The sequence below is a fragment of the Pseudomonas sp. ANT_J12 genome (genome assembly GCF_008370045.1).
GTDB lineage: Bacteria > Pseudomonadota > Gammaproteobacteria > Pseudomonadales > Pseudomonadaceae > Aquipseudomonas.
Window position 1 is genome coordinate 142,886 of the sequence record NZ_VOBN01000007.1, and the last position, 18,253, is coordinate 161,138.

14 protein-coding genes are annotated in these 18,253 nt (G+C 60.8%); 4 read left to right on the plus strand and 10 right to left on the minus strand.

What is annotated here, in order from left to right:
* Positions 1 to 24: 24 nt before the first annotated feature.
* The 9 genes from FQ192_RS17155 to FQ192_RS17200 form a co-directional block, all read right to left on the minus strand.
* Positions 25 to 1,884, minus strand: a complete 1,860-nt coding sequence (locus FQ192_RS17155) for a hypothetical protein (protein WP_149659637.1) — start codon at positions 1,882 to 1,884, stop codon at positions 25 to 27.
* A gap of 141 nt (positions 1,885 to 2,025) precedes the next feature.
* Positions 2,026 to 5,478 (minus strand): GMC family oxidoreductase N-terminal domain-containing protein, encoded by a 3,453-nt coding sequence (locus FQ192_RS17160; protein WP_149659638.1) that lies wholly within the window; start codon positions 5,476 to 5,478, stop codon positions 2,026 to 2,028.
* Between the two features lie 1,332 nt (positions 5,479 to 6,810).
* Positions 6,811 to 7,377 carry a GNAT family N-acetyltransferase gene (locus tag FQ192_RS17170; RefSeq protein WP_149659639.1) on the minus strand — a complete coding sequence of 189 codons (567 nt, stop codon included), beginning with the start codon at positions 7,375 to 7,377 and terminating at the stop codon, positions 6,811 to 6,813.
* 88 nt (positions 7,378 to 7,465) lie between these two features.
* The gene (locus FQ192_RS17175) at positions 7,466 to 8,236 is read right to left on the minus strand and encodes an electron transfer flavoprotein subunit beta (protein WP_149659640.1); all 771 of its coding nucleotides are present in this window, start codon (positions 8,234 to 8,236) and stop codon (positions 7,466 to 7,468) included.
* A 15-nt stretch (positions 8,237 to 8,251) separates the two neighbouring features.
* Complete coding sequence (locus FQ192_RS17180; protein ID WP_149659641.1) at positions 8,252 to 9,472, minus strand: electron transfer flavoprotein subunit alpha/FixB family protein; 1,221 nt, start codon at positions 9,470 to 9,472, stop codon at positions 8,252 to 8,254.
* Positions 9,472 to 11,421 carry a dimethylglycine demethylation protein DgcB gene (gene dgcB, locus FQ192_RS17185; protein WP_149659642.1) on the minus strand — a complete coding sequence of 650 codons (1,950 nt, stop codon included), beginning with the start codon at positions 11,419 to 11,421 and terminating at the stop codon, positions 9,472 to 9,474. The genes FQ192_RS17180 and dgcB overlap by 1 nt, the downstream gene beginning before the upstream one ends.
* Before the next feature lie 111 nt (positions 11,422 to 11,532).
* Positions 11,533 to 13,593, minus strand: coding sequence for a dimethylglycine demethylation protein DgcA (gene dgcA / locus FQ192_RS17190; protein ID WP_149659643.1), 2,061 nt, complete (start codon positions 13,591 to 13,593; stop codon positions 11,533 to 11,535).
* A 15-nt stretch (positions 13,594 to 13,608) separates the two neighbouring features.
* Positions 13,609 to 14,139, minus strand: coding sequence for a DUF5943 domain-containing protein (locus FQ192_RS17195; RefSeq protein ID WP_008083165.1), 531 nt, complete (start codon positions 14,137 to 14,139; stop codon positions 13,609 to 13,611).
* Positions 14,140 to 14,216: 77 nt separating this feature from the next.
* Positions 14,217 to 15,194 (minus strand): dipeptidase, encoded by a 978-nt coding sequence (locus FQ192_RS17200; RefSeq protein ID WP_008033250.1) that lies wholly within the window; start codon positions 15,192 to 15,194, stop codon positions 14,217 to 14,219.
* A gap of 234 nt (positions 15,195 to 15,428) precedes the next feature.
* On the opposite strand from FQ192_RS17200, the gene FQ192_RS17210 reads away from it, so the two are divergent.
* From FQ192_RS17210 to FQ192_RS17225, 4 genes are all read left to right on the plus strand, one after another.
* On the plus strand, positions 15,429 to 15,830 hold the full coding sequence (locus FQ192_RS17210; protein ID WP_149659645.1) for a lysozyme inhibitor LprI family protein: 402 nt from the start codon (positions 15,429 to 15,431) through the stop codon (positions 15,828 to 15,830).
* 213 nt (positions 15,831 to 16,043) lie between these two features.
* Positions 16,044 to 16,298: a type II toxin-antitoxin system RelE/ParE family toxin gene (locus FQ192_RS17215; RefSeq protein ID WP_149659646.1), complete on the plus strand. Its 255-nt coding sequence runs from the start codon at positions 16,044 to 16,046 to the stop codon at positions 16,296 to 16,298.
* A complete protein-coding gene (locus tag FQ192_RS17220; protein ID WP_149659647.1) occupies positions 16,282 to 16,605 on the plus strand; it encodes a helix-turn-helix domain-containing protein in 324 nt (107 codons plus the stop codon). The genes FQ192_RS17215 and FQ192_RS17220 overlap by 17 nt, the downstream gene beginning before the upstream one ends.
* 32 nt (positions 16,606 to 16,637) lie before the next feature.
* Entirely contained in the window at positions 16,638 to 17,054 is a 417-nt protein-coding gene (locus tag FQ192_RS17225) for a DUF3010 family protein (RefSeq protein ID WP_149659648.1), read from the plus strand.
* A gap of 121 nt (positions 17,055 to 17,175) precedes the next feature.
* Here the strand turns inward: FQ192_RS17225 and FQ192_RS17230 are convergent, their stop codons facing one another.
* A complete protein-coding gene (locus FQ192_RS17230) occupies positions 17,176 to 18,120 on the minus strand; it encodes a GlxA family transcriptional regulator (protein ID WP_149659649.1) in 945 nt (314 codons plus the stop codon).
* Positions 18,121 to 18,253 lie beyond the last annotated feature (133 nt).

An 18,253-nucleotide genomic window follows, 5' to 3' on the forward strand; every position in this document is an offset into this window, starting at 1 on the left:
GGCCTTCCTCCATCCGTAGTGGGATCACAGGGTTTTCATGAATTCGATGAGCGCCCGTTTATCGACATCCGACAGCTGCGTGCCATACAGGTGGCCGCTGTTGTGGTTGCCTTCCAGTCGTGTGTCGTATTTGAAGCCCCCCGGGATTTGGGTGGTGGTGACGAAGCCGACCTTCTGCTGGTCGTAGACGTCGGAACCGGTGAAGAACACCGGCGGCCGCTGTTCCGGTGGTTGCAGCAAATCCCACAGGGTCGGCACCGAACCGTTGTGCAGGTAAGGCGCGCGCATCCAGATGCCGTCGGTCGGGGTGTTGCTGTAGCTCTGGGTCTTGCGATAGGCGTTGAAGTCGAACGGCGGTTTCTTGAAGCCGTGGAACGCGGTCACCAGACCGGTGGTGAACGAGTCCAGGCGATGGGGATCGGTGCCCAGTTCATCGATGTTGGTGGTGACCTGGCCGGTGTCGGTGCGGCCGAACTCATGGCACCCGGCGCAGTTCTTGTCCCACACCGGTTTGCCCTGGGCAACCTTGGCCTGATCCAGCGCCCACGGCCACTTCGGTGGCTGGGTGCCGAGCAGCCAATTGGTCACGCGGTTGAAGCTTTCCGGCAGCACCGATTCCGGCGTCGCGCCCACGGCCATGGCCGCCGCGTAGTTGCGCTCGTGGATGTCGTTGTTGTTGCCGTCCCAGTGCAGGTACAGCGACTCCCGGGGTTTCTGGTTCCAGACTTGCGGCAGGTCGACGGTGCCGATGGTCGAGTCATCCGGGAAGCCGAACACCACCATTTTGGTCGGGTTGAAGGTGTCGGTGCGCCCCGGTCCTTGAGGTGGGCGCAGCTTCTGCCAGGCGTACGCCTGTTTCTGCGCGAGCAACGCGCTCTTGGCCATCGGGATGATCAGGTAGCGGTTGTAAATCCGCTCGAAAAAGCCGAGCTGGAACTTGCTGTTGATCGCCGTCATCACCGCGTCGGTGGTGAATTTCGGATCGCTCGCGCAATCGTAGGCGAACCATTGGAAGGCCTGGAGTTGCAAGGTGTTGGCCGGCGCGGTGGCCACCGTTTTGGCGACGTCGCTGGCATTCGCGCGGTAGGAACCGGTGTGGCACAGGGCGCAGTTCGGCTCCACGGTCGGGTAGCCGATCTGCCGCTTGGCCATCCCGACGGGCAGGTCCTTGCCGTTTTCGTAGAGGAAGCCGAAGACTTCATAGCCGCCGGGTTTCGGCAGTTTCTCCGGGCACATCTGCGGCAGTACGGCGAACAGGTAATACGGGATGCGTGCTTCGATACCGAGGCCGATGGCGGCGTATTTGTAGTGGTCTTCATCCGAGGCGTATTTCTCTGCCGGCACCACTCGCAGCATTTGGTACCAGGTTTCGTAGCCGATAAACCCCAGCAGCAGCACCACTACCAGCGTCCCGACCTTGAAGCCGTGGCTTTGCCAGCGCAGCGCCCATCCGGCGCGCCACTCCCGCCAGCCGTCGCACAGCAGCGCCAACGGCCGAGTGGCCGGCGTGGTGCCGAGGTACAGCAGGATCCCGAGGATCAGGAACATGCTCAAGTCGCCGAGGAACATCGGCACGAACACCGTGGCCTGGTTGCTGGTGTTGATCAGGTAGATCCAGAACGCCACGGCGATCAGCCGCGACAACACGCACAACCAGGAATGCACCACAAACCGTGGCGCGTTGAAGCCCGACGGCATGTAGAACACGCTGATCCCCACCAGCAACATGCCGGCGTTTTCCAGCCAGGGATCGGAGAGTTGCGGCGGCAGGCCGAGCATCGACGTCAGCAGCGCCGGGGCAAACAGGGCTGGCAGCGCGAAGAACATGTTCATCACGATGCCTAGCCAGATGAAGCGTTGAAACCAGCGGATGTAACTGTCCATATCATCCATTTCCTTGTGCAAGACCCGCAGAGGTGTAGCGCCTGGTAAATCGCCTTCGCGGGCAAGCCTCGCTCCTACAGGTTTCGCGTCGCTTTTGTAGGAGCGAGGCTTGCCCGCGAAGGGGTCGCCTCGGTCTACCGCCTAGCCGATAGCGGTTTTCTCCAGGTGTTGCAGGATGATCGGGTACACATCCACCACCGCGTCCTTGCCGAACATGCAGTCGATGTGGCCATACCCCGGCACCACGTGCCGGCTGTAGCGCTCCGGCCCGTGGGCCTTGCACACCCGCTCGAAGGTCTTGAGCGTGCTTTGCGGCAGGTAACACTGGTTGTCCGCGCCGCTGATGAAACAGATCGGCATGCTCAGCCGATCGAAGTGCGACATGTACACGTCTTCACCCTTGAAGTTCACCAGATGACCTTTGCGCACAATCAGCGCCAGGTGCTCGAAGGTGTGCATGTTCGACTCGCCGAACAGTTCGTGCAGGTTGTCGTGCAGGGTTTCGTTGAGGGTGTCGTGGCGGTACAGCGACGCATACATGAAGGTGATGCGGTGGCACACCGGGTTGGTGCAATAGCCCTGGGCCTCGATCCGCGCGTAGCCGTTGAGGGCTTTGTCGTAGAGTTTGTTGAACCAGTTTTCCTTGTTGTCGGCGTAGGCGGTGAGGGATTTCACACCCATCGCATCGAGCATCCCCGGCAGGTGCAAACCGGCCTTCAGCCCCGTCGCCGTCGCTACCACGGTATCCGCCGCAATCTGCGAACAAACCACCGAGCGCACCCCTTGCAACCCGGCCAGCAGCGACATGAAGAAGGTCGTCGCGCCGTAGCAATGCACCACGCATTGCACATCTTTCGCCTGAGTCGCCTGCCGGATCTGCGCGATGGCCGCTTTGAAGTCGTACTCGGCGATCTGGTCGCCGTTCCATTCCTGCTTGCTCGCCGGCAGCAGGATGCTCACCCGCAGATCCAGCAGCCACACGTCGTATTCGTGCTTGCACAGGAATTCCAGCAGGTTGGTCTGGATGGTGTCGGTGGAGAAAATGTTCGAGCCCACGCCCAACCCATGCACCAGCATCACCGGGCCTTTAGTGCCGCCCTGATAACGGGTCAGGCGCAGCTCCACGTTGTCCTCGGTCTGGAAGAAATGCACGCTCGGTGGCGGCGCATCCAGCGGTCGTTTCAGCCGCGGCGGCGCGTCCGGGTTGAAGTAGATGTCGCCAGCAAACACTCCGCCGTAACTCTCCCAGAGAATCCCGGCGAAGAACTTGCCGAACCGCGCCAGGCCTTCGATGCGCTCGCGTTCGTTGCGCGCATTCAGCACTTTCATGGTGGTCATTTGCTTGGCGAAGTCGGTCGGGTGGATGTGCATCACCCCGGAGCCAATCACCGCGCCAGTCTTGTCCGGCCCGTTGTACAGCGTGACGTAGAGGGTGCTGGTGTCGTGCCAGATATTCAGCACGCCGTTGTCTTCGGGCACGGTTTTGAAGGCGCTGAAGAAATAGTCGTGACCGTCCTCGGCGGTCAGTTTCATGTCGTATTTCATGTGGCGTACGCCGACCTGTTCCTCGAACTGCTCGAACAGGTTGAACACGCCGTTGCTGGCGGTCAGTGGCTGCGGCGACAGGCCCGGAGCATTCAGCGTGCCGACCAGGGTCGCGGCATGTTCCGGTTCCTTGATCATGCGGTTGAGGTCGTTGGCGGTGATGGTCAGGGTGAACTCGATGGGCGAGTTTTCCGCTTCGCCACGGGTGGCCGCCGCTTCATACAGCTTGAGGTCGGTGCCTTGGGCCTGGGTGAAATCCTTGGAGAAGTAGCCCTTCATGGTTTCGGTGAACTGCACGCCGAGCGTCGGCGGCGCCACCTGTTTACGCGGCGCTGACGGCAGCGTGTAGTCGATCTGCCAACCGCGATCCGCCGCCAGCAGGCCCATGTTGCGCTCGCTCACCGCCGAGATGGTCAGCAGCGGATTGACCGCCAGGGACGTCGGGATCACCGCGCCGTCGGTCACGTACAAACCGGCGTACACGTCAGTGCCACTCGCACCGCTGAACACCTGGCCCTTGTGGTTGACCACGCCCTGCCCCGCGTCCTCGCCCATCACGCAGCCGCCCAACGGGTGGACAGAAACGATGCTGTGCTTGAGCAGTTTGGTCCAGATCGGGTTCTCGACCCAGATCCCGCCCAGCGCCTTGGTGCTCAGGTGCAGGCGCTCGTTGCCGATTTTGACGTTCTCCTGCTCGCCGACGCCCGGCCAATCGATACGCAGTTGATCCTTGCTGTCGAGCACCATCCGGCCTTTGCCATCGTCGTGGCTCATGATCAGGTAGGTCTGCATGTTGTGCAGCGCGCCGTAATACGGGCCACGCAGGAAGCTTTCGGCCTCGCGCTCCTTGTATTTCAGCTTGCCGCTGAAGCTGTCGTCAGTGGCTTTGCCGATCAGTTCAGCGAACCCGGCCATGCTCGGCACCATCGGCCGGCCGAGGGCGCCGGGGATCGAGCCTTCTTCGATGACCATGCGGCTGCGCCAGTCGCCTTCGGTGCGCATGTCGATGATCGAGGTGATGCACGGACCGACTGGCTGCAGTTCCTTGGCCGGATGGGCGCCGAAACCGATGCCGTTGATCGGCTGTTCGCAGTTGTGGCCGAAGCCGAGGATGTCACCGTTGCCGCTCATGTTTTCGCCGAGCTGGTTGGACGTGGACAAACCTTTGTCCCTAGAGCGCAGGAGGATTTCGGTGGAGCCCAGGGTGCCGGCGGAAACGACCACGATGTCGGCTTTGACGAACAGCGTTGGCGCCGAGAATTTCTCACGGCCGCTGTCCAGGTACTGGAAGTGCACGATCCAGCCATCGCCGTCGCGCTCCAGATGCCGCACTTCGGCCTGGCAGAAAATCTCCGCGCCGTGGTTCCAGGCGTCCGGCAGGTAGTTCATCAACGTGGTGTTCTTGGCCTTGTTATTACAGCCCGAGACGCAATCGCCGCAGTGGTTGCACGGCAGTTGTTCGACGCCGACGTGGTTGAGGTTGTTCGGCAGTTTGTCGAAGGTCACGTTGATCGGCGGCCGGTAGAAGTGCGCGCCTTGCTTGAGGTAATCCGCCGATTTCTTGTTGGCTTCCAGTTTCGGCAACACCGGGGAGGTGCTGGGATAAGGCGTCGGTTTGAGCATTTCCCGAGCCCGGGCGTAACCGTCCTTGAGCAAGGTGTCGCGATGTTCACGCACCGCCAGCGGCCAGCGCGGATCGTCGAACACGCCAGGCTCCGGTTCCAGGGCCACGTTGGCGTTGATCAGCGACGTACCGCCCAAACCGCAACCGACCACCACGTTCTGCTGGGCGTTGACGTGCAGATCGAACAACCCGGTGCGCGAGCCGATGTGGCCGTCCGGGTCATGCACCTGCAATTCCTCGGTGGCCGCGATCATGGTGTTCGGGTATTCCCCAGGCTGCATCTCCCGCCCGCGCTCCAGCAGGCACACCCGCTTGCCCGCCCGGGACAGGCGTGAAGCCGCGATCCCGCCGCCATAGCCGGAGCCGATGACGATCACGTCGTAGTGTTCCTTGATGTCGCTGATGGGCGTAGCGATCCGGGTCATGGTTCTTTTCCTCTCAGGCTGATGGGGCAACTCTGCGGTTGCCTGCAATCAATGGGCGAACGAACACCTGGCCACCGGGCGAACCCGGCGGCAGCAAGCTGTGTCAGTGCAAAGGTCTGGCGCTATAGACGCGCACGCTGATTGACGGCCCGGCGATGGATTCGCTTGCGCAGCGAAGTCACGGCGGCCGGGACGCAGGTCGTGCAGGGAATGGGGTGCGAGCGGTGTGGCTGGCTATCCATCACGCGTTCTCCCTGAACCAGATGTGGATAAGTGGCGGCTGTCCTTTTGTAACTGGTTAGTGAAGACACGCGGCAGTTTGAAGTCAAGGAAGTGCCTTAGAACTGTATGAAATCTGATCTATAGCGTTCGGGCCTATGAACGGCGTGGCTTGCAGGGTTTAGCGAACAAGTTATCCACACCTTCGCCCACAGCAAATGGGGACAACTATGGGTTTCCCTGGAATTAGCCTGATAAATACTGAAGAAAAACCGTGACTTATCCAGAAGCAGGGTTTGCAGAGGTGATTGGGTGTTTTTTGATCAAAAGCCTGGAGGGCACGTTGTGTATGGCGTGTAGCGGATGGCGAACACCTTATCCACAGAAGCGCCAACAGACTTTGGGGGCAACTTTGGCGGATCTGTGGAAAACCGCTGATAGCTTCGATAAATCGGGGTTCGCAGGCGGTTTAACGAGTTAAAACGATGAATTGGGTGTTTTTTGATCAGTCGCTCGATAGGCCCGGTTTATATAGCCTGTAGCGGACAGCGAACATCTTATCCACAGAAGCGCCAACAGAGATTGGGGGCAAGTATTGGTTCCTGGGCAAAGTTATCCTCGGGAAAAAGCCCGAAAAAACCGTAGGTTAGGCTGGTTGTTTTTTGTACGGAGGGTTGCAGGGCCCGGTTTGTATGGGGTGTAGCGAGGGGCGAACATGTTATCCACAGAAGCGCTAACAGGGATTGTGCATAAATCCTGAAAATCCCCTTGTAGGAGCAAAGCTTGCTCGCGATAGCAGTGGATCAGACAACATCGATGTTGGATGTGACGGCCTCTTCGCGAGCAAGCTTTGCTCCTACAGAGGGTTGGCTTAGGCCCCCACGACCTGTAGGAGCAGAGCTTGCTCGCGAAAGCGGTGGGTCAGGCGACATCGATGTTGGATGTGATGGCCTCTTCGCGAGCAAGCTTTGCTCCTACAGAGAGTTGGCTTGGGCTCCCGCGACCTGTAGGAGCAGAGCTTGCTCGCGAAAGCGGTGGGTCAGGCGACATCGATGTTGGATGGGATGGCCTCTTCGCGAGCAAGCTTTGCTCCTACAGGGGTTGGCTTGGGCCTTATGGCCGGTACATCAGATAGGCCTCACCGGTGACCCGAATCATCGGATGCGGCGTGATCTGGCAGGTATCAACAATCCGAAACCCATGCCGCTCATAAAACCGCCGGGCGCCGGTGTTCACCGCGTAATCGATCAAACTCAAGCCGTTGAGCCCCAATTGATTGGCGCGGTCGTAAGCGTAAGCGAGGAATTGTTGGCCCAAGCCCTGATTGCGCCAGCCTTCGTGCAGCGCCAGGCTCGAAATGTAGAGGGTGTCGGGGATTTCCATCGTGGCGTACGGCGCCAGGACGGGATCGGTAACCGGCGCGGCCTGCGGATCGTGACGCATCACGTAGCTGTGCAACATGCCGACAACCTCGCCCCCGGCCTCTGCGATCAGGCAGTTCTGGTAAGAGAAATCGACGTCGTCACGGGCATAGCGACTGGCGCCGACGTCCAGCAGATCCTGGCCGGGCCGGGCCAGTTGGCTCCAGATGTAATCCGCCGCGCCTTCCGATGAAATCTGAAACAGACGAGCAATCTCCCGCGCATCCGAGCGCAGGGCCGAACGAAATTCAACGGGCATTATTTTCTCCGACAGGATGGCGAGCTCAGGCGGCAAAGAGGGACGCAGAGCGCCCCGGGCGGCATTCCCACGCAGAGCGTGGGAACGATCAGCGGACGACGCCTTCTTCGATCAACAGTTTGAGGATGGCTTCTGCGCCGGCTTGCGCCGTCACGCCTTTAAGCACTTGCCCACCGCCACCGCTGGCCTTGGCCGTCGCGGCTTTCATGCGGTCGGCACCGCTTTTGGCTTTGATCACTTTCAGGCGTTTAGGCCGTGGCTTGGCCGGTTGCAAAGTGGCGACCGCCAGCAGTTCATCGTCGATGACTTCGACTTGATCCGCCTGCAACACCCCACGCCGAGCCGGGCCGTAGGCGCTTTGCCGAGGCTTCGGCGCGGCGTTATCCACAGTCGCCAGGAACGGCAGCCGCACTTTCAAACGACGACGCTGGCCCCGGGGCAAGGCTTGCAGGACCAAGGCCGAATTGCCGTCGATGGATTCCACCTGAGCCAACCCCACCACCAGCGGCCAGCCGAGGCTTTCGGCCAACAGGAACGGCAACATGCCCGAACCTTCACCGGTTTCCGCCTGGCTGCCTGTCAGCACCACTTGTGCCCCGGCATCACGCAAATAAGCGGTCAACGCGGGCAGCGCATCGGCGCCCGACGGTTGTTCCAGCACGTGCAGTTGTTCGAGTCCCATGCCCAGATAGGCGCGCAACGCCGGTTCTGCAACATCGCCGGCATGCAGCACTTGCAGGTTATCCCCAGCCAGTTGCAGGCCCAGCTCCACGGCGCGCGCGTCCTGCTCGGCGCGGCGGGGCCGGCCAGAAGTCGGGTGGGCGCCGATGGACACCAGGCTGATGACTTTTGTACTCATGACCCTTTCCTTCCCTTAAGCCGCATCGCGCTTGGCGTCGTTGCGATAAGCCGCTATCGCATCGATCAAGGCTTGAAGAATCTCGGCGCTCTCGCCGATCACCGACAGGTCGGCCCGTTTGATCATGTCGCAGCCAGGGTCGAGGTTGATCGCCACCACCTTGTCGCAGGCACCGATACCTTGCAGGTGCTGGATCGCCCCGGAAATCCCCACGGCCACGTAGACCCGCGCGGTGACCCAGGTGCCGGACGCGCCGACCTGACGGTCGCGAGCCATGAACCCATCGTCCACCGCCACCCGCGACGCACCTTCGGTCGCGCCCAAGGCTTCGGCGGTCCTGTGGAAAAGTCCCCAGTCCTTGACCCCGTTGCCGCCAGAGAAGATGAACTCGGCTTCGGCCATCGGAATCGCCGCCGGATCCACCGCCACCGCGCCCAGATCTTCGATACGCGACAGACTGCGCACTACGGCTGTGGGTAACTCCACCGGCAGGGCTTCGTGACGGGTTTCACTGACCGGTTCGGCGCATTCGACGGCGGCCAGAATCAGGCGTGCAACCGGACGCGCAAGGTCTTGCAGGCCTGCACCGGCGCGGCCGATACACTCCTGATCCTTGACCTGCCAGACCCGCGTGGCCGGGCGTTCGCCCAAAGCAGCGGCAAAGCGCCGACCGAGTTCACCACCACCGCTGCGGCTGTCCGGCAGCAACCAGTGGCGCGGGCTGAACTGGTTATCCACAGACCGCAGGCCCTGGACTCGTTGTTCCGGTGCATAACCGCTGAATTCATCGCCATCCAGTACCAGCAAGCGATCGACGCCCGCAGTAGCGAAGGCGTTTTCCTTGTGTTCGCCGAAGACCACGGCCAACACCGCGCCATCCTTGCCGGCCAGTTGATGGGCGAGGCCGAGCAAATCGCGGTCGTGGCTGCTCAAACGGCCACCGACCATGTCCGGAACGACGCTGATGTAGAACGCCGGGGCCGGCACTTGATGCAGCGGCAGTTGCACTTCCACGGCGGCTGAACGTTTGGTCGCCCCGCCCTGCTGCGCGCCGCTGCGGTCGATGCGTTTGATGCCGTTCGGCCCGATAAATCCGATGCCATGCAGATTCTTGCGGATGACGCCGTTGGGCCCCATCCAACTGTGTTGCGCCGGTTGCATCGCCGCGTGCAGCGGGTGCAGGCGGTTACGGGCAATCCATTCGGCGCGGGGGTCGCGGCGGATAATGTCGCTCATCAGTGGGCCTCCGCAGGTTCACGTTTGGCCGGGGTGTTCGGCTTGCTCGGTGCCGCGTCTTCGAGCAACGCGTCCGCCACCAGTTCGGCGATGTCCTTGATCAGCGGACGGGGTTCGACCACGCCTTCGAGCATCGCCGTGCATTGCGGGCAACCCACGGCTACCAGTTCGGCACCGGTTTCGCGGATGTCGTCCATGCGCATGTCGGGAATCCGTTGCTTGCCCGGAATGTCAGTGATCGGCGCCCCGCCACCGCCGCCGCAGCAGCGCGAGCGGAAACCGGAGCGTTGCATTTCCTTCACTTCGATACCGAGGGCGCGCAGCACTTCGCGCGGCGCCTCGTATTCGCCGTTGTAGCGACCGAGGTAGCACGGGTCGTGATAGGTCACGCTGCTGCCTTTGTGCTGGCCGAGGTTCAGGGCGCCAGCGCCAATGATTTCGGCCATGTAGGTGCTGTGGTGCTGCACCAGGTAATTGCCGTCGAAGGCGCCGTATTCGTTTTTCAGCACGTGGAAGCTGTGCGGATCGCAGGTGACGATGCGGTTGAAGTTGTACTTCGCCAGGGTCTGGATATTGCGTTTAGCCAACAACTGGAAGGTCGCTTCGTCGCCCAGACGCCGGGCCACGTCACCGCTGTCGCGCTCTTCAAGCCCGAGCACTGCGAAGTCGACCTTGGCCGCTTTCAGCACTTTGACGAAGGCGCGCAAGGTGCGCTGGTTGCGCATGTCGAAGGCGCCGTCGCCGACCCAGAACAACACGTCGACCGACTTCTTCTCGCTCATCAGATTCAGGTTCAAATCCGCCGCCCAGTTCATCCGCCCGCCCGGCGCGAAGCCGCCCGGGTTGTCGGTGGCGATCAGGTTTTCCAGGACTTCGGCGCCCTTGTTTGGCGTGGCGCCGAGTTCCAGGGTCAGATGGCGGCGCATGTCGACGATGGCATCGACGTGCTCGATCATCATCGGGCATTCCTCGACGCAGGCGCGGCACGTAGTGCAGGACCACAGGGTTTCGGCGTCGACCAGACCGTTGACGATGGGTTGATGTGGATTGCCGGCGTGTACGCCAACCGCTTTGCCTGGATAGGGGCTACCGGCGAACTTAGCGTCGGTACCGCCAGCGAGGCCAACCACCATGTCTTGAATCAGTTTTTTCGGGTTCAGCGGCTGGCCGGCAGCGAAGGCCGGGCACGCCGCTTCGCACTTACCGCACTGCACGCAGGCGTCGAACCCGAGCAGTTGGTTCCAGGTGAAATCCTTGGGTTTTTCCACGCCCAGCGGCGCGGTCGGGTCGTTCAGGTCCAGGGGTTTCAAACCGGTGGACCGACCACCGCCGAAGCGTTCGGCGCGACGGTGCCAGGCCAGGTGCAGGGCACCGGCAAAGGCGTGCTTCATCGGGCCGCCCCAGGTCATGCCGAAGAACAGTTCGCTAACGCCCCACAGGACACCGACGCCGAGGACCGCAGCTACCACCCATCCACCGAAGTTTTCCGGGAGGATGCCAGCGACCGGCAGGGTCAACAGGAAGAAACTCGCCGAGAACGCCAGCAGGCTTTTCGGCAACCGCATCCACGGCCCTTTGGACAGGCGAGCCGGTGGATTGCGACGACGCAGGAACATGAAAATCGCCCCGCCAAACATCACCGCCGAAGCGATCAACAGGGCGAAACCGAGAATGCGACTGTGCAGGCCGAAACCGTGGACCAGGATCGCCAGCACAATCGACGCCACCGCCCCACCGGCCGTGGCTACGTGGGTGTTGGCAATGTATTTGTCCCGCGCGACGACGTGGTGCAAATCGACCATGTAACGCTTGGGCATGGCGAGCAGGCCGCCGATCAGGTCGACCTTCGAGGCCCGGCCCCGGCGCCACATATTCATCCGCCGCAACGCGCCCAGGACAGCCAGGCCCAGGGCAGCGAACAGCAGGATTGGAAGAAGGGTGTTCAACATCAGAGTCACCTCTAGCGAGGTGCAAGCTACAAGCTACAAGCTGCAAGAAAGACCAGCGGCGAGGCTGAGCTTTTACTTGCGACTTGCAGCTTACGGCTTGCAGCTGCGCCGTCAAAAATCCTTACAGAGCCGGAGTGCGTCATAAATGGCGGCGTGTGTGTTGCGCTGGGCCACGCAGTCGCCGATGCGGAACAGCAAGTAGCCGTCACCCGCCTGGCTCAGCGATGGCTGCGGCTTGATCGCGAACAAGGCTTCGATGTCCATCTGGCCCTTGTTGCGCGACGCTTCCTTCAGCGCGTAATAGATTTCTTCGTCCGGACGCACGCCGTTTTCGACGACGACCTGGTCCACCACCCGCTCCTCTTTGGCACCGGTGTATTCGTTTTCCAGTACCGCCACCAGCTTGTCGCCTTCGCGGTAGACCTTCTCCAGCATCATGTCGCCGGTCATGATCACTTCTTTCGGGTACATGCTGCGGTAGTAGGTCGGGAACGACGTACCGCCAATCGCCACGCCCGGCTTGATGTCGTCAGTGACGATCTCGACCTGGCTGCCCTTGTCCGCGAGGAAGTCTGCGGTGGACATCCCGGTGAACTCGCAAATGGTGTCGTAGACCAGCACGTTTTTGCCCGGCGCGACCTTGCCGTCGAGGATGTCCCAGCTGCTGACCACCAAGCCTTCCGCCGCGCCCCAGTGTTCGTTCTGTTCCAGGAATGGATGGCCACCGACGGCGAGCACCACCACGTCCGGGCGCAGGTCGAGAATGGTTGCAGCATCCGCCGCCACGCCCAAGCGCAGGTCGACTTTCAGACGCGCCAGCTCCAGTTGGAACCAGCGAGTGATACCGGCAATCTGGTCCCGTTGCGGGGCTTTCGAGGCGGTGGTGATTTGCCCGCCGATGAATTCTTTCTTTTCGAACAGGGTCACGTCGTGGCCCCGTTCGGCGGAGACGCGCGCCGCTTCCATCCCCGCAGGGCCAGCACCGACCACCACGACTTTGCGCTTCACACCGGTCGATTTCTCGATGATGTGCGGCACGCCCATGTATTCACGGGAGGTCGCGGCGTTCTGGATGCACAAAACGTCCAGGCCCTGGTACTGACGGTCGATGCAGTAGTTGGCGCCGACGCATTGTTTGATCTGGTCCACCTGGCCCATTTTGATCTTGGCGATCAGGTGCGGGTCGGCGATGTGGGCGCGGGTCATGCCGACCATGTCGACGTAGCCGCCTTCCAGAATACGGGTCGCCTGGTTCGGGTCCTTGATGTTCTGCGCGTGCAGGACCGGGGCCTTGACCACTTCCTTGATACCGGCGGCCAAGTGCAAAAATGGCTCCGGTGGATAACTCATGTTGGGGATAACGTTGGCCAGGGTGTTGTGGGTGTCGCAACCCGAGCCGACCACGCCGATGAAGTCGATCATGCCGGTGTCGTCGTAGTACTTGGCGATCTGCTTCATGTCTTCGTGGGACAAGCCGTCCGGGTGGAATTCATCACCGCACAGACGGATGCCGACGCAGAAATCCGGCCCGACTTCTGCGCGCACAGCCTTCAACACTTCCAGGCCGAAACGCATGCGGTTTTCGAAGCTGCCGCCCCATTCGTCGTTGCGTTTGTTGACGCGAGGGCTCCAGAACTGGTCGATCATGTGCTGGTGCACAGCCGACAGTTCTACGCCGTCGAGGCCACCGGCCTTCGCACGGCCAGCCGCCGTGGCGTAGTTGCCGATCACCCGCCAGATTTCTTCCGGTTCGATGGTTTTGCAGGTCGCGCGGTGCACCGGTTCCCGGATGCCCGACGGCGACAGCAGGGTTGGCCAGTGCTCGCCGTCCCAGCGGGAACGACGGCCCATGTGGGTAATCTGGATCATGATCTTGGCACCATGCTTGTGCATGGCATCGGCCAGGTTCTGGAAGTGCGGAATGATCCGGTCGTCGGCCAGGTTGACCGACTTCCACCAGCCTTGCGGGCTGTCGATGGCCACACTGGAGGAACCGCCGCAAATCGCCAGGCCGATCCCGCCCTTGGCTTTCTCTTCGTAATACTTGACGTACCGGTCGGTGGTCATGCCGCCGTCGGTGGCATACACCTCGGCGTGCGCGGTGCTGAGCACGCGGTTGCGGATGGTCAGTTTGCCGATCTGGATCGGCTGGAACATTGCTTCGAAAGCCATGGCGGGTTCCTCGACTTACAACGGCTTGACGGTGAACAAACCGTCGTCGTGGCCTTCTTCGGAGCCACCGTAGACTTGCTCGGCAACCGTACGGATCTTGCTGCCGCGCGCCTCAAGAATCTGGTCCATGGCGCCGGCAAACCAACCGGTGAACATGTAGTCGACTTTGCGCCCGACCTTGCCGTACACGTAGACGAACGCCGAGTGTTCGAGCTTGACGCTCGCGGTGCCTTTGTCGAGGTCGATGTCCTGGATCTTGAACAGGCCCCAGCCGCGCTGCGACAGGCGCTTCATGTAGTGCTCGAACACCGCGACGCCTTCCAGGCCGTGGCATTCAGCTTCTTTCTCACACCAGTGCCAGGCGGATTTGTAGCCGGCCTTGTAGAGGATTTCGGCGTAGGCTTCGGCGCCCAGCACTTCCTCGATGCCCATGTGGTTATTCACAAAGAAGTGACGTGGCACGTACAGCATCGGCAGGGCGTCGGAGGTCCAGACACCGGTTTCGCTGTCGACTTCGATTGGCAATTGCGGGGCGATCTTGGCCATGGAAACTTAACTCCAGAAAAATTGGGGTGTTGCCCCCGGCGCGGACGGCCGGGGGAAAGGATTCAGAACGCGGTGGCTTATTCGCCCCAGACGTCTTTCAAGACGTTGACCCAGTTCTCGCCCATGATCTTGCGCACGACTCGCTCGGAGTGGCCGCGCTTGAGCAGGGTTTCGGTCAGGTTCGGGAACTCGCCGACGGTGCGGATGCCCAGTGGGTTGATGATCTTGCCGAAGCTGGTCAGACGGCGGGCGTAGCCCTTGTCATGGGTCAGGTATTCGAAGAAGTCCTGGCCATGGCCCTGGGTGAAGTCGGTGCCAATGCCGATGGCGTCTTCGCCGACGATGTTCATGGTGTATTCGATGGCTTCGGCGTAGTCGTCGATGGTCGAATCGATGCCCTTGGCCAGGAACGGCGCGAACATGGTCACACCGACGAAACCGCCGTGGTCGGCGATGAACTTCAGTTCTTCATCGGATTTGTTGCGCGGGTGGATTTTCAGACCCGACGGCAGGCAGTGGGAGTAGCAGACCGGCTTCTTGGATTCGAGAATGACTTCTTCGGAGGTCTTGGAGCCGACGTGGGACAGGTCACACATAACGCCGACGCGGTTCATCTCGGCGACGATTTCACGACCGAAACCCGACAGGCCGCCATCGCGTTCGTAGCAACCGGTGCCCACCAGGTTCTGGGTGTTGTAGCACATCTGCACGATACCGACGCCCAGCTGCTTGAACACCTCGACATAGCCGATCTGGTCTTCAAACGCGTGAGCATTCTGGAAGCCGAAGAGGATGCCGGTCTTGCCCTGCTCCTTGGCCTTGCGGATATCGGCGGTGGTGCGCACTGGAATCACCAGGTCGCTGTTCTCGCGGATCAGCTTCTGGCTGGCGGCGATATTGTTGACGGTGGCCTGGAAGCCCTCCCACACCGACACGGTGCAGTTGGCCGCAGTCAGACCGCCCTTGCGCATGTCTTCAAACAGCTCGCGGTTCCACTTGGCGATAATCAGCCCGTCGATAACGATGCTGTCGGCGTGCAATTCGGCTGGGCTCATCAGGCTGTCCCCTATTAGCGATTCGTGCGCCGAATCGTGTGCCGGCGCTTTGGGGCCAGCATATGCCTGAGGACCGGGGCAGCCGGGTGCAAAAACGACAGAGGGTTTGCCGAAAGCGTCAATCTGCGACAAAGGGTCGTCGCCGGGCATGATCGCGTAGCTGTTCAAGGGCCTGCGCATGGGCCAGAATTCGCGGCATTACTGGAAATGCACTGAAAAAGGGGCGACGACGCAATGAAAACGATGTTCCTGGCTTTGGCACTCATAGCGACCGGCGTACAGGCGGCGGAAGAGTCCGACAACAACCCCTGCGATTCAGTCGAAAACGACGTCCAGACCCTGGAATGCTCGGCCTACAGCAGAACCACCGCCGAAGATCTGCTCAAGGAAAACTACCAGGGGCTGAACACGCGTTTGCAGTCGGTCTACGGCAAGAACAAGGCGCAATTGAGCGACATCACTGAAAAGCTCAAGGTTGCCCAGCAGCAGTGGCTGAAGAGCCGGGATGCCGATTGCGCCGTGGAAGCGTTTCCGGCGACGAGCGGTAGCAAGGCCTTCACCATTGCGCAGAATGATTGCGTGGCGCGGATGAGTGATGAGCGGTCGGAGTTTTTGGAGTCGATTTCGCAGGAGTGATCTTGAATTTCCGTCGGAAGCTGGCACCGGCGTCGGCTTTCGATCCTGAAGAGATGATGTTTCCTACAAACCTCGCTGACTAAACCTACAGCACTTCCAGTACCTCGCAGCAGACCCTATTGGCCGGGCAACATCCCGACATGCTTCGTTAATTGGCTGAGAGAGAATTATAAGTAAAGATTGGAAAATCTTATAAAAGACTTATATTCTCTCATGAACAGTATTCACTGGACTCGAAAGGCCGTTAAGCAGCTTCTGAAATTGCATTCCGTTCACCAGATCCAGGTCCGTGATGCCGTCGCGGTGCTGACTGACATGCCTGACATCAGCAATGTCAAAGCACTGGTCGGTCATGACTATGCCTATCGACTTCGAGTGGGTAATTATCGAGTCATGTTCGACTGGGATGGCGCAATCAAAGTGGTCAGTATTCAAGAGGTCAAAAAACGCGATGAACGCACCTACTGACGTTCAAATCATCAACGACGCGGAGGGCAATCCTGCTTTCGTGGTCATTCCCTACGCGCAATATGTGGCGCAGAAGATTGAGCCCGATCTGATTCCCCACGAAGTCGTCAGCCGCATTGTCGATGGCTCGACGCCGATTCGCGCCTGGCGCGAACACCTGAACCTTACTCAGGACGAAGTGGCCAAACGCATGGGTATTTCCCAACCGGCCTTCGCGCAGCAAGAGACGGTTGCGAAACCGCGCAAGGCCACCCGCGAGAAAATTGCCGCGGCGTTTGGCATCACGGCCAATCAACTTGAGTTGTAGGCTGCACACCACCATTTCTGAAAGGGATTTATATGAACATCTGCGGCATCGAAATCAAAGGCAGCGAAGCGATCATCGCCGTGGCCTCCCTCGACGGTCAGGCCTTGAGCCACGTCGCCCTGGCCACCAAGAAAATCGCCCTGGACGATGATGACGAGGCCGCCAACGTCAAGGTCTTCGCCGCTCAAGTGGCGTCGTTTGTGCGGGAGAATTCCATAGACCGGATTGCGATCAAGAAGCGCAGCAAGAAGGGTGAGTTTGCCGGGGGGCCGACGACGTTCAAGATCGAAGGGGTTTTTCAGCTGTTGGAGAGTTGCGAGGTGACGCTGCTGTCGCCGCAGACGATCAATGCCCAGGCCAAAAAGCACAACTTCGAACTGCCGGGAACGCTGAACAAGTATCAGCATGAGGCGTTTAAAGCGGCGTGTTCGGCCCTCATGAAAAAATAAAACCCTCCACTGATCGTTCCCACGCTCTGCGTGGGAATGCATCCCGTGACACTCTGCGTCACATCCCGAAGCGGAACGCGGAGCGTCCCTGGCGGCATTCCCACGCAGAGTGTGGGAACAATCATGCCTTGGCGGTTCGCCGGTCTTCCCGCGGACACCGCTCAAACCGCGCCCGATAACTGCGGGTGAAATACGACGGCGATTCAAACCCGCACGCAATGCTCACTTCCAGCACGCTCATGTCGGTCTGGCGCAATAACTGCCGCGCCTTTTCCAGCCGGAGCCGCAGGTAGAAATTGCTCGGTGTGTCGTTCAGGTGCAACCGAAACAACCGCTCCAACTGCCGCCGCGTCACTTTGATCGATTCCGCCAACGCCAGCGTACTCAGCGGCGGTTCGCTGTGCTGCTCCATCTCGCCGATCACCTGCACCAGTTTCTTGTTGCTGATGCCATAACGCGTGGCGACTTCCATGCGTTGGTGGTCTTTGCGCGGGCGGATGCGCCCGAGCACGAATTGTTCGCTGACCTGGATCGCCAGTTCCGGGCCGTGGGCCTGGCCGATGAGGTCGAGCATCAGGTCGATGGACGCGGTGCCGCCGGCGGAGGTGATGCGCCGGCGGTCGATCTCGAACAGTTCCTGGGTGACGCTGAGCTGTGGGTAGGATTCCTTGAAGGCGTCGATGGCTTCCCAGTGCAGGGTCAAGCGATGGCCGTCGAGCAAGCCGGCTTCGGCAAGGACGAAGCTGCCGGTGTCGATGGCGCCGAGGGTGACGCCCTCGTTGTCCAGTCGGCGCAGCCAGTGCTCCAGGGCCGGGGTGGCGAATTTCAGCGGTTCGAAACCGGCGACCACCAGCAGCGTCGCACCTTTCTTCAGCGGTTCCAGCGCCGCATCGGCGTTGACCGACATGCCGTTACTGGCCAACACCGCCCCGCCATCAGCACTTAATACATGCCAGCGATACAGCTCGCCGCGAAAGCGATTGGCGACCCGCAGCGGCTCGATGGCCGAGATAAAACCGATGGCCGAGAAACCCGGCATCAGCATGAAGTAGAAATCCTGGGACATGGAGCGCACTCGACTGGCAAGTAACGAGAGGGCGGGTAGCGTGTGGACGTTGATACGCCACTTGGCGATGGCATTCAAGAGCGCAGGTCGCTGCAGTGCAAGAGCTGGTCGCCGTAGTGCGTTTGGCCGGGGG